The sequence below is a fragment of the Klebsiella sp. KP20-425-1 genome (genome assembly GCF_025813515.1).
GTDB classification, from domain to species: Bacteria; Pseudomonadota; Gammaproteobacteria; order Enterobacterales; family Enterobacteriaceae; genus Klebsiella; species Klebsiella pneumoniae.
On sequence record NZ_CP109614.1, the window covers coordinates 4939362 to 4958832 of the forward strand.

A 19471-nucleotide genomic window follows, 5' to 3' on the forward strand; every position below is an offset into this window, starting at 1 on the left:
GAATTACGTGTTCACTCTTGAGACTTGGTATTCATTTTTCGTCCGAGGACGTTAAGAATCCATGTCACTTTGAGTGCCCACACAGATTGTCTGATAAATTGTTAAAGAGCAGTTGCGACGCGCTTTAGCGCTCTGTCGCGAGGTGGCGTATATTACGCTTTCCTCTTTCAGAGTCAACCCGTTTTTCAGGATTTTTCTCTTGCAACCGAACCGGCTGTTTGTGTGAAGTGATTCACATCCGCCGTGTCGATGGAGGCGCATTATAGGGAGTTCTCGAGCGTCCGCAATAGAAAAATGGCAGAAAAATGACTGACTGCTGCATTCCCCAGCAAAACCCCGCTTTATACCTCGTTACACACAGAATTATCCACAGGAGAGCGTAAAAACATGACCGTTAGCCCCGTGGATCGCCAGCTATATAGAAGAAGGATCACCGGCCTGGAGAGAAACATAAAAATTCGCGAGCGTTGCGCAAACGTTTTCGTTACAATGCCGCGCTATGACACGGATGCCCGGTTGGGTGCGTTAGGTGAGTTTTTAGGCAAAAACTCACCTAACGCTCTCTGTAATGTTCAAATCCTGGGGATTTAATACCATGCAACAACGTCGTCCAGTCCGCCGCGCTCTGCTCAGTGTTTCTGACAAGGCCGGTATCGTCGAATTCGCGCAGGCGCTTTCCGCTCGTGGTGTCGAGCTGCTGTCCACCGGCGGCACCGCTCGCCTGCTGGCAGATAAAGGCCTGCCGGTTACCGAAGTCTCTGACTACACCGGTTTCCCGGAAATGATGGATGGACGCGTGAAGACCCTGCATCCGAAAGTACACGGCGGCATCCTCGGTCGTCGCGGTCAGGATGACGGTATCATGCAGCAACACGGTATCGCGCCTATCGATATGGTTGTCGTGAACCTTTACCCGTTCGCCCAGACCGTCGCTCGTGAAGGGTGCTCGCTGGAAGACGCGGTGGAAAACATCGATATCGGCGGCCCGACCATGGTGCGCTCTGCGGCGAAGAACCATAAAGATGTCGCCATCGTGGTTAAGAGCAGCGACTACGACGCCATTATTAATGAGATGGACGCCAACGAAGGTTCTCTCACGCTGGCCACCCGCTTCGACCTCGCCATTAAAGCCTTCGAACACACCGCCGCTTACGACAGCATGATCGCCAACTACTTCGGCAGCATGGTTCCGGCCTATCACGGCGAAAGCAAAGAAGCCGCTGGCCGCTTCCCGCGTACCCTGAATCTGAACTTCATTAAGAAGCAGGATATGCGCTACGGCGAAAACAGCCACCAGCAGGCGGCTTTCTATATAGAAGAGAATGTAAAAGAGGCCTCCGTGGCGACCGCCACTCAGCTGCAGGGCAAAGCGCTCTCCTATAACAACATTGCCGATACCGATGCGGCGCTGGAGTGTGTAAAAGAGTTCAACGAGCCGGCCTGCGTTATCGTTAAGCACGCCAACCCGTGCGGCGTTGCCGTCAGCAACTCGATTCTTGACGCCTACGATCGCGCTTACAAAACCGACCCAACCTCCGCGTTCGGCGGCATCATCGCCTTTAACCGCGAGCTGGATGCTGAAACCGCGCAGGCGATCATCTCTCGCCAGTTCGTCGAAGTGATCATCGCGCCGTCCGCCAGCGAAGAAGCGCTGAAAATCACCGCCGCGAAGCAGAACGTCCGCGTACTGACCTGCGGCCAGTGGGATACTCGCGTTGCCGGCCTCGATTTCAAACGCGTTAACGGTGGTCTGCTGGTTCAGGACCACGATCTCGGCATGGTCACCGCAGGTGAACTGCGCGTGGTCAGCAAACGTCAGCCAACCGAGCAGGAACTGCGCGATGCGCTGTTCTGCTGGAAAGTGGCGAAATTCGTCAAATCCAACGCCATTGTGTATGCCAAAGATAATATGACCATCGGCATAGGCGCCGGTCAGATGAGCCGCGTCTACTCGGCGAAAATCGCCGGAATTAAAGCCGGTGATGAAGGTCTGGAAGTGAAAGGTTCCGCCATGGCCTCTGACGCTTTCTTCCCGTTCCGCGACGGCATCGATGCCGCAGCCGCGGTAGGCATCACCTGCGTTATTCAGCCGGGCGGCTCTATCCGTGACGACGAAGTGATTGCCGCCGCTGACGAACACGGCATCGCCATGATCTTCACCGACATGCGCCACTTCCGCCATTAATTCATGGAGCAGCAGATGAAAGTATTAGTAATCGGCAACGGCGGGCGTGAGCACGCGCTGGCCTGGAAAGCGGCTCAGTCGCCGCTGGTTGATACCGTCTACGTCGCGCCGGGCAACGCCGGTACCGCCCTGGAGCCGTCGCTGCAAAACGTCGCCATCGGCGTCACCGATATTCCGGCGCTGCTTCGCTTCGCGCAGGATGAGAACATCGATCTGACCATCGTTGGCCCGGAAGCGCCGTTGGTCATTGGCGTGGTCGACGCGTTCCGTGCCGCCGGGCTGAACATCTTCGGGCCAACCGAAGGCGCCGCGCAGCTGGAAGGCTCAAAAGCCTTCACCAAAGATTTTCTCGCCCGTCATCATATTCCGACGGCGGAATACCAGAACTTCACCGAAGTGGAGCCTGCGCTGGCTTATCTGCGCGAGAAAGGCGCGCCGATCGTCATCAAAGCCGACGGTCTGGCGGCGGGTAAAGGCGTTATCGTGGCGATGACCCTCGAGGAAGCCGAAGCGGCGGTCAAAGATATGTTGGCCGGCAACGCCTTTGGCGACGCGGGCCACCGCATCGTGATTGAAGAGTTCCTCGATGGCGAAGAGGCTAGCTTTATTGTGATGGTCGACGGCGAGCACGTCCTGCCGATGGCCACCAGCCAGGATCACAAGCGCGTCGGCAACGGCGATACCGGCCCGAACACCGGCGGGATGGGGGCGTACTCCCCGGCGCCGGTGGTTACTGACGAAGTCCACCAGCGCACCATGGAGCGGATTATCTGGCCAACCGTGAAAGGCATGGCCGCTGAAGGCAACACCTATACCGGTTTCCTCTACGCCGGTCTGATGATCGACAAGCAGGGCAACCCGAAGGTGATTGAGTTCAACTGCCGCTTTGGCGACCCGGAAACCCAACCGATCATGCTGCGCATGAAGTCCGACCTGGTCGAGCTGTGCCTCGCCGCCTGCGCGGGCAAGCTGGACGAGAAAACCTCCGAGTGGGATGACCGCGCGTCGCTGGGCGTGGTGGTTGCCGCCGGCGGCTATCCGGGCAGCTACAATACGGGCGATGAGATCTACGGCCTGCCGCAGCAGGAAGTCGCAGACGGTAAGGTCTTCCACGCCGGCACCAAACTGTCTGACGACCAGCGCGTGGTCACCAACGGCGGGCGCGTGCTGTGCGTCACCGCGCTGGGTGACTCCGTGGCGCAGGCGCAGCAGCGCGCCTATCAGCTGCTGACCGACATTCGCTGGGACGGTAGCTTTAGCCGTAGCGATATCGGCTGGCGCGCCATCGAACGTGAAAAGGCTAACGGCTAAGTTTCGCCAGCAGCGTTTTGCGCGTAATGCCTAACTGACGGGCGGCTTCGGTTTTGTTGCCGCCCGTTTTTTCCAGCGCCGCCAGAATCACCTCTTTCTCCACTTCCACTAACGGCTGAATTCCCCCCTCCTCGCTCCCGCCTGATGGCAGCGGCGTACCGGCGATCGCCAGGGGCAGTTCTCGCTCAGAGATATAGTTTCCGGTCAGTAGCACCACCGCCCGCTCCACCGCGTTTTCCAGCTCGCGAATATTGCCCGGCCAGGGGTAGTGGATCAGCAGGTCCATCGCCTGTGGCGTGAACCCCTTTACCGTCTTACGATTGCGTTCGGTATAGCGTTTGAAAAAATGCTGCGCCAGCTGCGGAATATCTTCCCGTCGCCGGCGCAGCGGCGGCATATCAATAGTTACGACATTCAGGCGGTAATAGAGATCCTGGCGAAAACGCCCGGCGCTCACCTCCTCCGCCAGATTACGATGGGTGGCGGCGATTAGCCGCACATCGACAGAAAGCGTCTGATTACTGCCCACGCGCTGCACTTCGCGTTCCTGAATCGCCCGCAGCAGACGCACCTGCATCAGCGGCGAGATATCGCCAATTTCATCAAGGAACAGCGTGCCGCCATCCGCCTCGACAAAGCGTCCTTCCCGTCGCCGATCCGCCCCGGTAAACGCCCCTTTTTCATGGCCGAAGAGTTCCGACTCCAGCAGTGACTCATTCAGCGCCGCGCAGTTGAGCGTGACCAACGGCTTGTCACGACGCTCGCTGCAGGCGTGGATGGCGTGCGCCACCAGCTCCTTACCGGTTCCCGACTCCCCATAAATCAGCACCGTCGCGTCCGAAGGGGCCACCAGCGTAATATCGTTAAGAAGCGCCTGCATCGCCGGGCTGTCGCCAATCATGCCCCACCGTGAATCCGTCGCAACGCTGGGGTCGCTCTCGCTCTGCCGGGTGTGCGCCAATGCCTGAACCAGCGTCTGCTGCAGGGTGTCAAAATCCAGCGGTTTAACCAGATAATCCAGCGCCCCGGACTTAATAGCTTCTACCGCCGTACCGACGCTGGAAAACGCCGTCATGATCAGCACCGGTATCGCCGGGTTATAGGCCTTAATCTCTTTTAACGTTGCGATACCGTCCATCTCCGCCATACGGATATCGCACAGCACCAGGTCGAAGACCTGCTGATGGATCTGCTCCAGCGCCTGCAGGCCGTTGTGAGCCAACCCCACCTGATAGCCCCAGCCGCGCAGCAGCGCCTGCAGGATCGTGCAGTGGCTGATGTCATCATCAACGACCAGAATCTGTACTTTATCGCTGCTCATCTTCCCTCCGTTGAGCATCCACCGGTAACCAAAGCGTAAATATCGCTCCAGCTCCCGGCTGACTTTCGGCGCGGATCGTCCCGCCATGTTGTTCGATAATATTCTGCACTACGGCCAGCCCCAGCCCGGTGCCGTCCGCCTTGGTGGTGAAATACGGCGTGAAGATAGCCTGTAACTCTTCATCGCTCATCCCCTTACCGCTATCCGTGACGACGATTTTCACCCGCTGACGATCGGCTTCGCTTGCTGTTACGCGAATGACGCCGTCACGGCCAATCGCCTGCATTGCATTCAGGTACAGATTCAACAGCACCTGATTCAGGCGATCGGGGTCGGCGCTGATCGTGGTTAACTCAGGTCGCGGAGTAAATTGCAGCGCGATCCCGCGGCTCTGCGCATCCTGGCTTACCAACTGCAATGAGTGGCGGATAAGCGCGTTGATATCGACTGTCTGGTAGTTTAGATGGGCGGGCCGGACCAGCTCCAGCAGCTCGCTGACCACCCGGTTCAGGCGATCAGCCTCTTTGGCCATCACCTGGGCTAACTGATGCGACTCGCCGCCAGGCGACGTGCGCTCGGCAAAATATTTCGCCAGCCCTTTAATCGACGAGAGCGGGTTGCGGATCTCGTGCGCGACCCCCGCCGCCAGATGGCCAAGCGCCACCAGCTTTTCCTTGCGGGCCATCGCCTCCAGCAGCTGTTTCCGCGAGCGACGATAGCGGCGGAACCAGAACTGAGCGAGGATCGTCGCCGCTATCACCAGCGCGGCGGCACCCAGCATGATGGCCATATTCCGCTGCCCGCGGGCCTGCGCGGCATCCAGCTCGCGGCTATCAAAGGCGATAAAAATTACCTGCGGGACGGTGGCCTGAGCCAGGGCGCTATTGCCGCGGTTCATCATTCCCATATGGTGGCCGCGGGCCGGATTAAGCGGGCGAAAATGGCGATAGATCTCCAGCGCCGGCTGCGGTTCGCTAAGCCGGCGCCAGCGGGCCTGTTCGCCAACCGCTAACGCACGCATCTGCGCCGGGCTATACAGCGTTTTACCCACCTGCTGCGGATCGCTATGGGCGATAATTTTACCGTTTTCATCGGTCACCGCGAACCACAGGACGCCCGGTTGCCAGGCCATCTCTTCCAGCAGGGCCTGCAGCTGCGCATGATGCATACGCATCCCCATCCCGACGCGCGTGCCGGACTCCAGCGCGCGGATCAGCACGCTCCCTTTCTCTTCAATGGTTTGTCGGGCAGCGGTCGTCTCGCGACCGTAGTCGCGGACGATCATCGCGGAGAACAGCATGACCAGCAGCACAACCGTGCCGGTCAGCAGCCAGCTCAGCGCGCCAGCGGCGGCGTCCCGGGAGAGAGATTTGATCTTCATCGGCGAGTCCTTGTCATCTCTTTTTCACTATCTGCAGGCTCCTTCAGCAGAAATCATGCCATGTTTCCGCGCGGCCAATCCTGCTCTCAAACATATCGCCTGCGCTTAAGCGAGTAAAAATGACTCGCCTGACCCTGGCGGAACGGGTCATTTTTACTCGCTCTCCTCGGCAAAGGCTTCGGCAGGCCGACACAGACGGGCTTTTTCAGACTGGCATGGAAGATGCAATACCGAGGGAAACCACACAGGAGAAAATGCCATGAAACGGAACCGTACCTTACCTCTCGCCCTCGTTACCTTTGCCGCGCTGACCTTCGCCAGCAACGCGGCCTGGGCCAACCACCACTGGGGCAACAATAACGGGATGGGCAACCAGGGCTACAGTCAGCTGACCCAGGAGCAGCAGGCTACCGTGCAAAAGCTGCATAACGATTACTATGCGCAAACCAGCGCCCTGCGCCAGCAGCTGCAGTCCAAACGCTATGAGTACAATGCGCTGCTCACGGCGCAAAAGCCGGACAGCGGGAAGATTGAAGCTGTCGCTCAGGAGATGGAAGGCTTACGCCAGAAGCTGGATCAGCAGCGGGTGAAGTTTGATATCGCCCTGGCTGAGGCAGGCGTTCCCCGCGGCGCAGGAATGGGATATGGCGGCTGTCGCGGTAGCGCCGGCGGTCATATGGGCATGAACCACTGGTAAAGGTTAGAAGCTTTTTTCCGTCGGCTGCCAGGTGCAGAAGTTTTCATTGGCGACCAGCAGCAGTTGAGAGCCTTCCGGCGCCTCCAGCCAGGCAATGCTCACTGCGGCGGAAGCGTGGCTCTGGCGGCGTTCAATGTGCGCCAGGGCCCGGCTATCGAGGTCGGGCGTAACCGTCTGCCCTTCGCAGGTCAGCACGGTATGCGCGGCAGCGTTCCAGCGCCCCTGCCGCAGGACGACCCGCCCCTGGCGGAGGGCGTCGCTGGTCTGGCGGATCTGTTCGGCGCGATAACGATATAGCGCGACCTGGTCGCTGGAGAGCTGCTGCTTCTGCCCGTCCACTTCCCGTTGCATAAAGCTCAGATCGCCCTGCGCGTCGAAACGGGCGCGAATATGTTCCGGCGGTTTGCCATAGACATTGAGTTCGATAAGCGCCAGTTGATCGCCCTGCCAGCGATATTCGCTGGTCGAAGTGTCCCCGTGACGCCACGGGCTGAAGGCGGCGAGAAGATGGACTTCATCGCCAGAATCTTTACGCCAGATGCGCATCGCTCCCTGATTGTCCGCATATCCGCTGGCGGTAAACGGCGGTAGCGACGTGTCGTGGCTGCAGGCAGTCAGCAACAGGATGCCCGCCAGCGCCAGAGGCCGGCGCCAGACAGACAAAAGGGGCTTAATAGCCCCTTCGATAAAACTGTTCACTGCCACGCGGTCTTACTTAACTGCGTCTTTCAGTGCTTTGCCAGAAACAAATGCCGGCACGTTAGCTGCAGCGATTTTGATCTCTTTACCGGTCTGCGGGTTGCGGCCAGTACGCTCAGCGCGGTGGTTCACTTTGAAGGTACCGAAACCAACCAGTTGAACAGCATCACCTTCTTTCAGAGACTCAGTAATTGCAGCCAGGGTAGATTCCAGGGCAGCTTTAGCCTGTGCTTTGGACAGGTCAGCTTTGTCCGCAATTACATCAATCAGTTGAGTCTTGTTCATAAGTTATCCTTACAATGTGTTTATCGCTTGCTAAGCATCGAGTGCGACGGAAATGCCAAAAAAGCACCCTCCTGCATACACGCACCGATAGCCACTTTTTTTCGCCCTCCAAATGTAGACCAGACGGGGGGCGGAATGGAAGCCTTCAGACGCTACAATTCAGGCGGTAAATCACGTTTTCTGGTCTCACTGCTGAAAATTTATACCAATATTGCTCTCGCCAGCCTCGCGCAGGTCCGCGCGCAGACCTTTTATCAGCTCAAGATCACGCTCTTCACAGTCGGCCAGCAGGCGGAAAATTTCCCACTGAATATCCCATTCCTGCTCTACCGCCGGATTCGCTTTCAACTCTTCGTCGGTCATTTCGCGACCTTCCTGGGTCATTTCCAGCATCGCCACGGTGGTGATGGAGGTCTTGCTCACCTCGATCGCGTGCTCGAGCGTTTCGCCGCTCAGACGAGAATGAATCAGTTCACTCAACGCCACGCAAGCGTCTATGGCCGGATAGACACCGTACATGTCGAAATCATCTGCCGCCGGGATCGCCTCTTCCAGCTTCTCCAGCTGGCTGTCGAAATTCACCTTCGCATCTTTAACCGTCAGCGTTTCCCAGATCAGGTCCAGGATACGACGATAAAGCAGGCCGTCGCCAAACTCGGTTTGCTTGCAGAACATCGCGTAGTTGGGATACATACGTTCGCACAGGCAGGCCATAAAAGTGACATGCTGCCAGCTTTCCAGCTTCTCCAGGCGCAGGTGAATCGGGTTTTGTAACATGATGAATTCTCGAAGTCAGAAATTAGGCGCAGTGTACCTGAATCAGCTGTGATTTGCTTGCCAACGCACAAACGACGGACGACGGGACGCCACCGCATCGGCCCAGCGCGTCGGCTCGGGCAGACGGTAGCCTCGCATGCAACGCTCAACCCACATTAAAGCGCTGTCCATGCCTACCCTGTGGCCGGTGCTAATAAACAGCGGGTTGCAGCGCACTTTGCTGCGCCAGACCCAGGCCAGTTGCTCATTTTTATCCATCAGCGGGGCCAGCGCGCCAGGCTCATCACCCAGGTCGCCGATTTTGCCGCACAGGCGTTTTTTCGCCACTCCGATAGTCGGCACATCAATCATCAGGCCAAAATGGCTGGCGACGCCCAATCTCCGGGGATGAGAAATGCCGTGTCCGTCAACGAAGAGCAGGTCCGGTTTTTGCGAAAGCTGCTCCCACGCCGCCAGCAGCGCAGGCGTTTCGCGAAACGAGAGAAAGCCGGGAATATAGGGCATAGAGGTGGCGACCCGCGCCACCTGATACTCCACCAGCTCAAGCTCAGGCCAGGTCAGCAGCACCATCGCAGCCCGGGTGATCTCCCCTTCCTGCTCAAACCCGACGTCCGCGCCGCCGATCAACGCCGGCGGGTCGCGATCCAGTCGATCCGCACGCTCTACCGACGCGGCTAACTGTTGCTGTTGGGTACGTAGTGCGGCTAAATCCATAGGGCTTATCTCCTACTGGTGATAGGGTGCGGACAGACGGTGCACAGCCTCAACAAAGACGCCCGCATGCTCGGGGTCAACGTCCTGATGAATACCGTGTCCAAGGTTAAAGACGTGGCCTTCCCCCTGGCCAAAGCCGGCAAGAATGGTCGCCACTTCTTCTTCAATACGCGGGGCGGGCGCATAGAGCATCGACGGATCCATATTGCCCTGCAGCGCTACTTTGTTACCCACGCGACGGCGAGCATCGGCAATATCGGTGGTCCAGTCGAGACCCAACGCATCGCAGCCGGTCTCCGCCATCGCTTCCAGCCACTGACCACCGCCTTTGGTGAACAGAGTCACCGGCACGCGGCGGCCTTCGTTTTCCCGCAGCAGGCCATCGACGATCTTATGCATGTAGTAGAGGGAGAACTGCTGATAGTCGCGGCCGGTCAGCACCCCGCCCCAGGTGTCAAAAATCATCACCGACTGCGCGCCGGCTTTGATCTGCGCGTTGAGATACAGGGTAACGCTCTTCGCCAGCTTATCCAGCAGCGCATGCAGCGCCTGCGGCTCGGCGTACATCATCTTTTTAATCACGGTGAAGGCCTTGCTGCTGCCGCCCTCCACCATGTACGTAGCCAGCGTCCATGGACTACCGGAAAAACCGATCAGCGGCACTTCGCCTTTCAGTTCGCGGCGAATGGTGCGCACGGCGTTCATTACATAGCCCAGCTCCTGCTCCGGATCCGGGATCGGCAGCTTGTCGACGTCGGCTTTACTTTTTACCGGCGAGGTGAAGCGCGGACCTTCGCCAGCTTCAAAGTACAGCCCCAGCCCCATGGCGTCCGGGATGGTCAGGATGTCCGAAAAGAGGATCGCCGCGTCCAGCGGGTAACGGCGCAGCGGCTGGAGCGTCACTTCGCAGGCCAGCTCGGCATTTTTACACAGCGACATAAAGTCGCCCGCTTGCGCACGGGTGGCTTTGTACTCCGGTAAATAGCGGCCCGCCTGGCGCATCATCCACACCGGGGTGACATCAACCGGCTGACGCAGCAGCGCGCGCAGGTAACGATCGTTCTTCAGTTCGGTCATTTTTACATTCCTTTAGCGTTGATACGCCCAGTGTAACATGTCACTCGAACTCTGCCCGACACATCGCGACGGTATCTTCGATAAGCCGCCGCGCCACTGTCCCCGGCGGCGGCAGAAGCGGCAGGTCGTCATAGCGATACCAGTCCGCGGTCAGTAACTCTTTTTTGTCGACCACGATCTCGCCATCTGCGTAATCCGCCATAAAGGCGGTCATCAGCGACTGCGGGAACGGCCATGGCTGAGAGGTCACGTAACGCAGATTTTTTACCCGAATACCGCTCTCCTCCATCACCTCGCGAGCCACCGCCTGCTCAAGGGTTTCGCCGACCTCGACAAAGCCGGCCAGCACGGTGTGCACGCCGTTGCGATGGCGCGTATGTTGCGCCAGCAGGATCGCATCGTCGCGACGGATTGCCACGATAATGCAGGGGGCAATTTGCGGGTAGTAACGTTCGCGGCAGTGGCTGCACAGCATCGCCCATTCGCTTTTGCTGGCATGCATCGGGTGGCCGCAGTAACCGCAAAATTTATGCGAGCGATAAAATTCGGCGAGCTGGATCCCCCGCCCAGCCAGCTGGAAGAGTCCCGGATCCTGATCCAGCACCTGGCGCAACGATCCCATGTCATGGCGACGATCCTGGCGCACCATCCACACGGACTCGCCCTGCCACTCGCCAATATGCAGCGCATGCTGGCCGACAAGATCGAAATTAACCGCTTCGCCATGTGGTAATTCTCCACCAGGCAACCATAATTTTTGTTCGTGACTGACAACCCACCAGCCGCGATCTAATTTTTCAATAATACGATCCATATCTATTGCACTACCTTTGCTTCACTGGCATGTTGTTAACATTATATTTACATTTTGGTGAGCAGATTTAAATCAAAACTAGCGGAGTCAATCATGCTAAACCAGCTGGAAAATCTGACGGAGCGCGTTGGCGGTAGTAATGAACTGGTCGATCGCTGGCTACAAGTGCGTAAGCATCTGCTCGTGGCTTACTACAACCTGGTTGGCCTGAAACCGGGCAAAGAGTCGTTTATGCGGCTAAACGAAAAGGCGCTGGATGACTTTTGCCAAAGTCTGGTGGATTACCTCTCATCCGGTCATTTTAGTATTTATGAACGCATTATTGGCGAAATGGAAGGCGATACCCCTCTTTTAGCCGCCACCCGGCTTTACCCGCAGCTGGAAGCCAATACCCAGCAGATGATGGACTACTACGATACCTGCCTCGAAAACGCCATCGATCACGATAACTATCTTGAATTTCAGCAGGCGCTGTCGGATATCGGCGAGTCGCTGGAGGCGCGTTTCGCGCTGGAAGATAAACTGATCGCCCTGGCTGTCGCCCATAACCTGAGCAATGACGTGCGCGATAATATTGCGCCGACCGCTTGAGTTGTGAACCGTTAACGCGTAATTTACGTACATTATCCCTCTGCGGAGGGATTTCATCTTGTCGGAGTGCCTATTTTCCATGCGCAGGCTAACGTGGAAAAGGCTGAGACCGTTAATTCGGGATCCGCGGAACCTGATCAGGCTAATACCTGCGAAGGGAACAAGAGTAAACTGCTGTTCGCGTCAGTCCGTCAGGGCCGATCGCATCTGTTACTCCATCCGTCGTCTGACAAGCCATGTCCTTTTTTAACTGGAATGCGCTATGTCTACTACCAAACTAACCCGTCGGGAACAACGCGAGCACGCGCAGCGATTCATTGATACGCTGGCGGGTACCGCTTTTCCTAATTCACGCCGCATCTATGTTCACGGCTCACAAGCGGATATCCGCGTCCCGATGCGTGAAATTCAGCTCAGCCCAACTCTCGTCGGCGGCGATAAAGATAACCCCCGGTACGAAACCAACGAACCGATCCCGGTGTATGACACCTCCGGGCCGTATGGCGACCCGGATATTAGCATTGATGTCCGCCAGGGGCTGGCAAAGCTGCGCCAGCCGTGGATCGACGCGCGTAACGACTGCGCGCCGCTCAGCGAACGCAGCTCGGCCTATACCAAAGCGCGGCTGGCCGACGACGGTCTCGATGAGCTGCGCTTCAGCGGCCTGCTGACGCCCAAACGCGCCGTCGCTGGCAAATGCGTTACCCAGCTGCACTACGCCCGCCAGGGGATAGTCACCCCGGAGATGGAGTTCATCGCCATTCGCGAAAACATGGGTCGCGAACGTATCCGCAGCGAGGTTCTGCGCCAGCAGCACGCAGGTGAAGGCTTCGGCGCCCACCTTCCGGAAAACATCACCCCCGAGTTTGTTCGCGATGAAGTGGCCGCCGGACGCGCCATCATCCCCGCCAACATCAACCACCCGGAGTCTGAACCGATGATTATCGGCCGCAACTTCCTGGTGAAAGTGAATGCCAATATCGGCAACTCGGCGGTGACCTCTTCCATCGAAGAAGAGGTCGAGAAACTGGTCTGGTCAACCCGCTGGGGCGCCGACACGGTGATGGACCTCTCCACCGGCCGCTATATCCACGAAACCCGCGAGTGGATCCTGCGCAACAGCCCGGTGCCGATTGGTACCGTGCCGATTTACCAGGCGCTGGAGAAGGTCAACGGCATCGCCGAGAATCTCACCTGGCAAGTCTTCCGCGATACCCTGCTGGAACAGGCCGAGCAAGGCGTCGACTACTTCACGATTCACGCCGGCGTACTGTTGCGCTACGTCCCGATGACGGCGAAGCGCCTGACCGGTATCGTCTCGCGCGGCGGCTCAATCATGGCTAAGTGGTGCCTGTCGCATCATCAGGAAAACTTCCTCTACCAGCATTTCCGCGAAATCTGCGAAATCTGCGCCGCCTATGACGTGTCGCTGTCGCTGGGCGATGGCCTGCGCCCCGGCTCCATTCAGGATGCCAACGACGAGGCGCAGTTTTCCGAGCTGCGCACCCTCGGCGAACTGACGAAAATCGCCTGGGAATATGACGTGCAGGTGATGATTGAAGGCCCTGGCCACGTGCCGATGCAGATGATCCGCCGCAATATGACCGAACAGCTGGAGCACTGCCACGAAGCGCCGTTCTACACCCTGGGGCCGCTCACCACTGACATCGCGCCGGGCTACGACCATTTCACCTCCGGTATCGGCGCGGCAATGATCGGCTGGTTCGGCTGCGCCATGCTGTGCTATGTCACGCCGAAAGAGCATCTCGGCCTGCCCAACAAAGAGGATGTCAAACAGGGGCTGATTACCTACAAAATCGCCGCCCACGCCGCCGACCTCGCGAAAGGCCATCCCGGGGCGCAGATCCGCGACAACGCGATGTCAAAAGCGCGTTTTGAATTCCGCTGGGAAGACCAGTTCAACCTCGCGCTCGACCCGTTCACCGCGCGGGCCTATCACGATGAAACCCTGCCGCAGGAGTCCGGCAAAGTCGCCCACTTCTGCTCCATGTGCGGGCCGAAATTCTGTTCGATGAAAATCACTCAGGAGGTCCGCGACTACGCCGCGAAGCAAAGTATCGAAGCCGGCATGGCCGATATGTCGAATAACTTCCGCGCCCGCGGCGGCGAAATCTACCTGAAACAGGAGGAAGCCTGATGTATCAACCTGATTTTCCACCCGTCCCGTTTCGTCTCGGACTCTACCCGGTGGTGGACAGCGTGGCGTGGATTGAGCGCCTGCTCGAAGCTGGGGTACGTACCCTTCAGTTACGCATCAAAGACCGGCGCGACAGCGAAGTGGAGGATGACGTGATCGCCGCCATCGCCCTTGGTCGCCGCTATCACGCCCGACTGTTCATTAACGATTACTGGCAGCTGGCGATTAAGCATCAGGCCTATGGCGTGCATCTCGGACAAGAAGATCTGGAAACCACCGATCTGAGCGCTATCCGCCAGGCCGGGCTGCGTCTTGGCGTCTCTACTCACGATGATATGGAAATTGATGTCGCCCTTGCGGCGCGCCCCTCTTACATAGCGCTAGGTCACGTCTTCCCGACGCAAACCAAACAGATGCCTTCCGCGCCGCAGGGCCTCGAGCAGCTTGCCAGACATATTCAACGCCTGGCGGATTACCCCACCGTGGCGATCGGCGGAATTAGCCTGGAAAAGGCGCCGGGGGTACTGGCGACCGGCGTCGGCAGCATCGCGGTGGTCAGCGCCATCACCCAGGCGGCGGACTGGCGGGCAGCGACCGACCAACTGCTGGCGCTGGCGGGAGCGGGCGATGAATGATCACGACTTTATGCGCTATAGCCGCCAGCTGCTGCTGGAGGATATTGCCATCGAAGGGCAGCAGAAGCTGTTAGCCAGTCGAGTGCTGATTATCGGCCTTGGCGGGCTGGGCTCCCCGGCGGCGCTCTATCTGGCCGGGGCTGGCGTCGGGACGCTCACCCTGGCCGATGACGACGCGGTGCATCTCAGCAACCTGCAACGGCAGATCTTGTTCACCAGCGCGGATATCGATCGGCCAAAAGCCGCAGCGGCACAGACCCGGCTCAGCCAGCTAAACCCGCAGATCAAACTGGTGGCGCTCCAGCAGCGCTTAAGCGGCGAGGCGCTCCGCGCCGAAGTGGCGAAAGCGGACGTGGTGCTGGACTGTACCGATAATATGGTCACCCGCCAGGCGATCAATGCCGCCTGTGTGGCCCTCGATACCCCGTTAGTGACCGCCAGCGCCGTGGGCTTCGGCGGTCAGCTGATGGTGCTCACCCCGCCCTGGACGCAGGGCTGCTATCGCTGCCTGTGGCCGGAAAGCGATGAACCGCAGCGCAACTGCCGCACCGCGGGGATCGTCGGCCCGGTGGTCGGCATGATGGGCACCCTGCAGGCGCTGGAGACGATTAAGCTGCTCAGCGGCATGGCGACGCCGCGCAACACCCTGCGGCTGTTCGACGCCCGCACCAGCAACTGGCGCGCCCTTGCGCTACAGCGTTCCCGGAGCTGCCCGGTGTGCGGAGGGCGGCATGCAGATCTGGTTTAACGACGAGCCGCTGGCGTGCGCCGACAATCTCAGCGTCAGCGCCCTGCTGACCCAGCTCGAACAGCAGCAGCCTGGCGTTGCGCTGGCGCTCAATCAACACATCCTGCCGCGCGACCGGTGGGAAGATCATCTCTTGCAGGAAGGCGATCGGGTCCTGCTTTTTCAGGTTATCGCTGGAGGCTGACATGTTACGTATTGCAGACAAAACGTTTGAATCCCATCTTTTCACCGGTACCGGCAAATTCGCCGCCCCGGAGGTGATGGTCGAGGCGATTCGCGCCTCGGGCAGCCAGCTGGTAACCCTGGCGATGAAGCGCGTCGATTTACGCCAGCGCAATGACGCCATCCTCGCCCCGCTGCTGGCGGCGGGAGTCAGCCTGCTGCCGAATACCTCGGGCGCCAAGACGGCGGAAGAGGCGGTGTTTGCCGCCCGTCTGGCGCGGGAAGCCCTGGGTACCCACTGGCTGAAGCTGGAGATCCACCCGGACGCCCGCTGGCTGCTGCCCGACCCGATTGAAACCCTGAAAGCGGCGGAGCTGCTGGTCCGCGAAGGGTTCGTGGTGCTGCCCTACTGCGGCGCCGATCCGGTGCTGTGTAAACGACTGGAAGAGGTGGGCTGCGCGGCGGTGATGCCGCTGGGTGCGCCGATCGGCTCCAATCAGGGGCTGGAAACCAAAGCCATGCTGGAGATTATTATCGAGCAGGCGACGGTCCCGGTGGTGGTCGACGCCGGGATCGGCGTCCCGAGCCATGCGGCGCAGGCGCTGGAGATGGGCGCGGACGCGGTGCTGGTCAATACCGCCATTGCCGTCGCCGACAACCCCGTGGCCATGGCCCGCGCCTTCCGTATGGCGATCGATGCCGGATTACTGGCGCGTCAGGCCGGACCGGGGGCACGCAGTACGCAGGCGCAGGCCACCAGCCCGCTCACCGGATTCCTGGAGGCGCTGGCATGAAAACCTTTAGCGATCGCTGGCGGCAGCTGGAGTGGGACGATATCCGCCTGCGCATCAACAGCAAAACCGCCGCCGACGTCGAACGGGCGCTGGCGGCTAAACAGCTCACCCGCGACGATATGATGGCCCTGCTCTCGCCTGCCGCGGCCAATTACCTTGAACCGCTGGCCCAGCGCGCGCAGCGCCTCACCCGGCAGCGCTTCGGCAATACCGTCAGCTTCTACGTGCCGCTGTATCTCTCCAACCTGTGCGCTAACGACTGCACCTACTGCGGCTTCTCGATGAGCAACCGCATTAAGCGCAAGACGCTGGATGCCGCCGAGATTGCCCGCGAGTGCGCCGCAATCCGCAACCTGGGCTTTGAGCATCTGCTGCTGGTGACCGGCGAACATCAGGGTAAGGTGGGAATGGATTATTTCCGTCAGCACCTACCGGCTATCCGCAGCCAGTTTGCCTCGCTGCATATGGAGGTGCAGCCGCTGGCGACTGAAGAGTATGCCGAGCTGAAAACCCTGGGGCTCGACGGGGTGATGGTCTATCAGGAGACCTATCATGAAAGCATGTACGCCCAACACCATCTGAAAGGAAAAAAGCAGGATTTCTTCTGGCGGCTGGATACGCCGGATCGCTTAGGCGCGGCGGGGATCGATAAGATCGGCCTTGGCGCGCTCATCGGCCTTTCCGACAGCTGGCGAGTGGACTGCTTTATAGTCGCTGAGCACCTGCTGTGGCTGCAGCAGCGCTACTGGCGCAGCCGCTATTCGGTCTCCTTCCCGCGCCTGCGTCCCTGCGCCGGCGGTATTGAACCGGCTTCGCTGATGGATGAGCGCCAACTGGTGCAAACTATCTGCGCCTTCCGCCTGCTGGCGCCAGAGGTTGAGCTGTCGCTATCCACCCGCGAATCACCCTGGTTCCGCGACCGGGTGATCCCGCTGGCGATCAATAACGTCAGCGCCTTCTCTAAAACCCAGCCCGGCGGCTACGCCGACGATCATCCGGAGCTCGAGCAATTTGCCCCGCACGACGATCGCCGCCCTGAAGAGGTCGCCAGCGCGCTGGCCGCCCGCGGCCTGCAGCCGGTATGGAAAGACTGGGATAGCTGGCTGGGACGCGCTTCGCAAACCTCATGATGTACAGTGTAAACGCCTGATAATTTTGCGCGCCTGCACGAGAGATGAAAAACGGAGGCTGGCCCGCCCGACGCCGTTTTTCTATTCTGCCCTGGTCAGCAGCGGACGCTGACCAGGGCGAACCTTTTCTTCCTCATTTTCGCCCTGCCTCTCCGCGCTGAGCAGAGGCCTGCACATTATCGCCGAATATAAATCACGATACATGAAGGCCTCAGAGTTATAATTGAGCAATAGTGAACTGATTCGATCGGCAGGCGTCCCAGACGCAACCTGCGTTCGGACCCATGGTTTATACATCCGGGACGATTAACGATTCATGGCTCTACACAACAGAAAGCTCTCTTTTACGACGCCGATCGTCGTGGGGTTTGCCGGTATTTTGCTCAGTTTTATGCTGATCGCTATTTTTGTGACTCTGGCGCAACAGAAAGATTTTCTCGAAGATTATCACGATATTAACCGCAATTTTACCCATAACCTCGCGATCAACTATACGGAAACCCTGCTGCGGGAAAATGATTTTATCCTCGGGCGCGCAGCCGCCTTCTTTGCCCGCAATGACGAACTGAATCGCGCAGTCAATGTGGAGCCGGAGAAAGGGTTAACCACGCTGATGCAGTTACAGAACATGATGCCAAGCGTCTCATCCATCTCGCTGGCGGATACCGAGGGCCACTATCTGCGCGCCCCGGAGGTGCTGGAAAACGAAGACAGCCGGGCTTTCGATCCCAAAACGCGGCCCTGGTTTATCAAACAGGCGGAAGCCAGCACCTTCAGCCACTACACCAGTCCGTATATGGATTATTTCACCCACCATCCGACGATTACCATTTTCAAACCCATCATTACCCCGGAAGGGAAACTCAAGGGCAGCCTGGCCTTTCATCTCGATCTCACCTCCATGGGGTTCGCGCTGCGCCAGATGGTGGCGCCCGTACAGGGGGAATTTTTTGTGGTGCAACGGGATGGCAAAGTGGTCCTGCACTCCGACCCGGGCGCGCTGTTTAAACCCTTCGTCAGGGACGAGCTGATGGATAAAATGACCAGCGGAGAGGGGCAGCTTTACGATCCCGGGAGCGACACCTGGTATTACTATTACTCCTTTACCAATCCCGACTGGTTTGTGATTTTCCGTGTCGATAACGCCACCCTGGTCAATCTGACACGTCATGAGACCAATTTAGTGATCGGCGGTTTCACTCTCGCAGCGATCATTATTATCCTGTTCGGTCTTTATCTGCGTCATGCTTCCCGTACCGTGCTGATGAATATCATCAATGCGATTAAAACCGGTGACGTCAAACGCGCCCCGCGCCTTGAGGCGATGCTGAGTAAAGCGATTGAAACCAATAAACAGCGCGAACTGTCCTACGTCCGCCAGGCGACCATCGACGCTCTCACCGGCTGCAAAAACCGCCGCGCCTTCGACAGCGATATTGCCGCCCTGATGAACGATCACCAGCCATTCGCCCTCGCGCTGGTCGATATCGATAACTTTAAATCGATCAACGACACCTGGGGCCATCTCAATGGCGATATCGTCCTGCGTAACGTCGCTCGCGAAGGGCTACAGGTCCTCCAGCCGCTGGAGATATCCCTCTATCGCTACGGCGGCGAAGAGTTCGCGGTGGTCTTTCCTGCCGAACATATCGATAACGCCCGCACGCTGCTGGAAACATGGCGGGTAAACGTCGAACGACGCACCTGGCGCGAAGATGGCCTGACGGTCACCTTCAGCGCCGGCCTCGGGGAATGGAATATGGAGCCACTGGATAAGCTGGTGGTGAGCGTCGATGAAGCGCTGTACAAAGCCAAACAGCAGGGTAAAAACCGTATCCTGCGCGCGTAAGACTTCAGCGCCGCCACCGCCCACTTCGGTGGGCTTTTTTATTTTTTCCGGAAAAAATGAAACCGGTTTCAATTATTGTGTGATGCCTTACACACAATCACGGTAAAGCGGTTGTCGCATCGCCAGGGCCGCGATAAAGATAA

The 19471-nt window shown here is 58.7% G+C and carries 19 protein-coding genes and 1 riboswitch; of the genes, 11 read left to right on the forward strand and 8 right to left on the reverse strand.

From position 1 onward, the window contains the following. Window positions 1-595 precede the first annotated feature (595 nt). Together purH and purD are read left to right on the forward strand one after the other, a co-directional pair. Entirely contained in the window at window positions 596-2185 is a 1590-nt protein-coding gene (gene purH / locus OHJ17_RS24085; RefSeq protein ID WP_032433752.1) for a bifunctional phosphoribosylaminoimidazolecarboxamide formyltransferase/IMP cyclohydrolase, read from the forward strand. Between the two features lie 15 nt (window positions 2186-2200). Then, entirely contained in the window at window positions 2201-3496 is a 1296-nt protein-coding gene (gene purD, locus OHJ17_RS24090) for a phosphoribosylamine--glycine ligase (RefSeq protein ID WP_002884357.1), read from the forward strand. On the opposite strand, the gene zraR is transcribed toward purD, so the two are convergent. Both zraR and zraS read right to left on the reverse strand, forming a co-directional pair. Beyond that, window positions 3486-4817 (reverse strand): sigma-54-dependent response regulator transcription factor ZraR, encoded by a 1332-nt coding sequence (zraR, locus tag OHJ17_RS24095; RefSeq protein ID WP_032433750.1) that lies wholly within the window; start codon window positions 4815-4817, stop codon window positions 3486-3488. The two genes, purD and zraR, sit on opposite strands and share 11 nt — an antisense overlap. After that, window positions 4804-6198 (reverse strand): two-component system sensor histidine kinase ZraS, encoded by a 1395-nt coding sequence (gene zraS / locus OHJ17_RS24100; RefSeq protein WP_002884349.1) that lies wholly within the window; start codon window positions 6196-6198, stop codon window positions 4804-4806. Before zraS ends, zraR begins: the two co-directional genes overlap by 14 nt. A gap of 259 nt (window positions 6199-6457) precedes the next feature. Between zraS and zraP the strand changes: the two genes are divergently transcribed. After that, window positions 6458-6895, forward strand: a complete 438-nt coding sequence (gene zraP, locus OHJ17_RS24105) for a zinc resistance sensor/chaperone ZraP (RefSeq protein ID WP_002884346.1) — start codon at window positions 6458-6460, stop codon at window positions 6893-6895. A 3-nt stretch (window positions 6896-6898) separates the two neighbouring features. Here the strand turns inward: zraP and OHJ17_RS24110 are convergent, their stop codons facing one another. The 6 genes from OHJ17_RS24110 to nudC form a co-directional block, all read right to left on the reverse strand. Further along, the gene (locus OHJ17_RS24110; RefSeq protein WP_002884344.1) at window positions 6899-7594 is read right to left on the reverse strand and encodes a DUF1481 domain-containing protein; all 696 of its coding nucleotides are present in this window, start codon (window positions 7592-7594) and stop codon (window positions 6899-6901) included. Window positions 7595-7606: 12 nt separating this feature from the next. Further along, complete coding sequence (gene hupA / locus OHJ17_RS24115; RefSeq protein WP_002884342.1) at window positions 7607-7879, reverse strand: nucleoid-associated protein HU-alpha; 273 nt, start codon at window positions 7877-7879, stop codon at window positions 7607-7609. A 186-nt stretch (window positions 7880-8065) separates the two neighbouring features. Further along, window positions 8066-8656 (reverse strand): YjaG family protein, encoded by a 591-nt coding sequence (locus tag OHJ17_RS24120; protein WP_002884331.1) that lies wholly within the window; start codon window positions 8654-8656, stop codon window positions 8066-8068. 42 nt (window positions 8657-8698) lie between these two features. Next, on the reverse strand, window positions 8699-9370 hold the full coding sequence (nfi, locus tag OHJ17_RS24125) for a deoxyribonuclease V (RefSeq protein ID WP_004152311.1): 672 nt from the start codon (window positions 9368-9370) through the stop codon (window positions 8699-8701). 12 nt (window positions 9371-9382) lie between these two features. Further along, window positions 9383-10447, reverse strand: a complete 1065-nt coding sequence (gene hemE, locus OHJ17_RS24130) for a uroporphyrinogen decarboxylase (protein WP_004178235.1) — start codon at window positions 10445-10447, stop codon at window positions 9383-9385. Window positions 10448-10487: 40 nt separating this feature from the next. Further along, the gene (gene nudC, locus OHJ17_RS24135) at window positions 10488-11261 is read right to left on the reverse strand and encodes an NAD(+) diphosphatase (protein ID WP_002884327.1); all 774 of its coding nucleotides are present in this window, start codon (window positions 11259-11261) and stop codon (window positions 10488-10490) included. Window positions 11262-11354: 93 nt separating this feature from the next. On the opposite strand from nudC, the gene OHJ17_RS24140 reads away from it, so the two are divergent. The 8 genes from OHJ17_RS24140 (at window position 11355) to OHJ17_RS24175 (ending at window position 19328) form a co-directional block, all read left to right on the forward strand. Continuing rightward, the gene (locus tag OHJ17_RS24140; RefSeq protein ID WP_002884324.1) at window positions 11355-11852 is read left to right on the forward strand and encodes an Rsd/AlgQ family anti-sigma factor; all 498 of its coding nucleotides are present in this window, start codon (window positions 11355-11357) and stop codon (window positions 11850-11852) included. Window positions 11853-11904: 52 nt separating this feature from the next. After that, window positions 11905-12029, forward strand: a riboswitch (TPP riboswitch). A gap of 85 nt (window positions 12030-12114) precedes the next feature. Beyond that, window positions 12115-14010: a phosphomethylpyrimidine synthase ThiC gene (gene thiC, locus OHJ17_RS24145; RefSeq protein ID WP_004178230.1), complete on the forward strand. Its 1896-nt coding sequence runs from the start codon at window positions 12115-12117 to the stop codon at window positions 14008-14010. Continuing rightward, entirely contained in the window at window positions 14010-14645 is a 636-nt protein-coding gene (gene thiE, locus OHJ17_RS24150; RefSeq protein WP_004152310.1) for a thiamine phosphate synthase, read from the forward strand. Before thiC ends, thiE begins: the two co-directional genes overlap by 1 nt. Then, window positions 14638-15393 (forward strand): thiazole biosynthesis adenylyltransferase ThiF, encoded by a 756-nt coding sequence (thiF, locus tag OHJ17_RS24155; protein ID WP_004177871.1) that lies wholly within the window; start codon window positions 14638-14640, stop codon window positions 15391-15393. Before thiE ends, thiF begins: the two co-directional genes overlap by 8 nt. Further along, window positions 15377-15577, forward strand: a complete 201-nt coding sequence (gene thiS / locus OHJ17_RS24160) for a sulfur carrier protein ThiS (RefSeq protein ID WP_002884183.1) — start codon at window positions 15377-15379, stop codon at window positions 15575-15577. Before thiF ends, thiS begins: the two co-directional genes overlap by 17 nt. A gap of 1 nt (window position 15578) precedes the next feature. Continuing rightward, entirely contained in the window at window positions 15579-16349 is a 771-nt protein-coding gene (thiG, locus tag OHJ17_RS24165; RefSeq protein WP_032424342.1) for a thiazole synthase, read from the forward strand. Next, entirely contained in the window at window positions 16346-17479 is a 1134-nt protein-coding gene (thiH, locus tag OHJ17_RS24170; protein WP_004177872.1) for a 2-iminoacetate synthase ThiH, read from the forward strand. The genes thiG and thiH overlap by 4 nt, the downstream gene beginning before the upstream one ends. Window positions 17480-17795: 316 nt before the next feature. Further along, a complete protein-coding gene (locus OHJ17_RS24175; RefSeq protein WP_004171439.1) occupies window positions 17796-19328 on the forward strand; it encodes a sensor domain-containing diguanylate cyclase in 1533 nt (510 codons plus the stop codon). Window positions 19329-19471 lie beyond the last annotated feature (143 nt).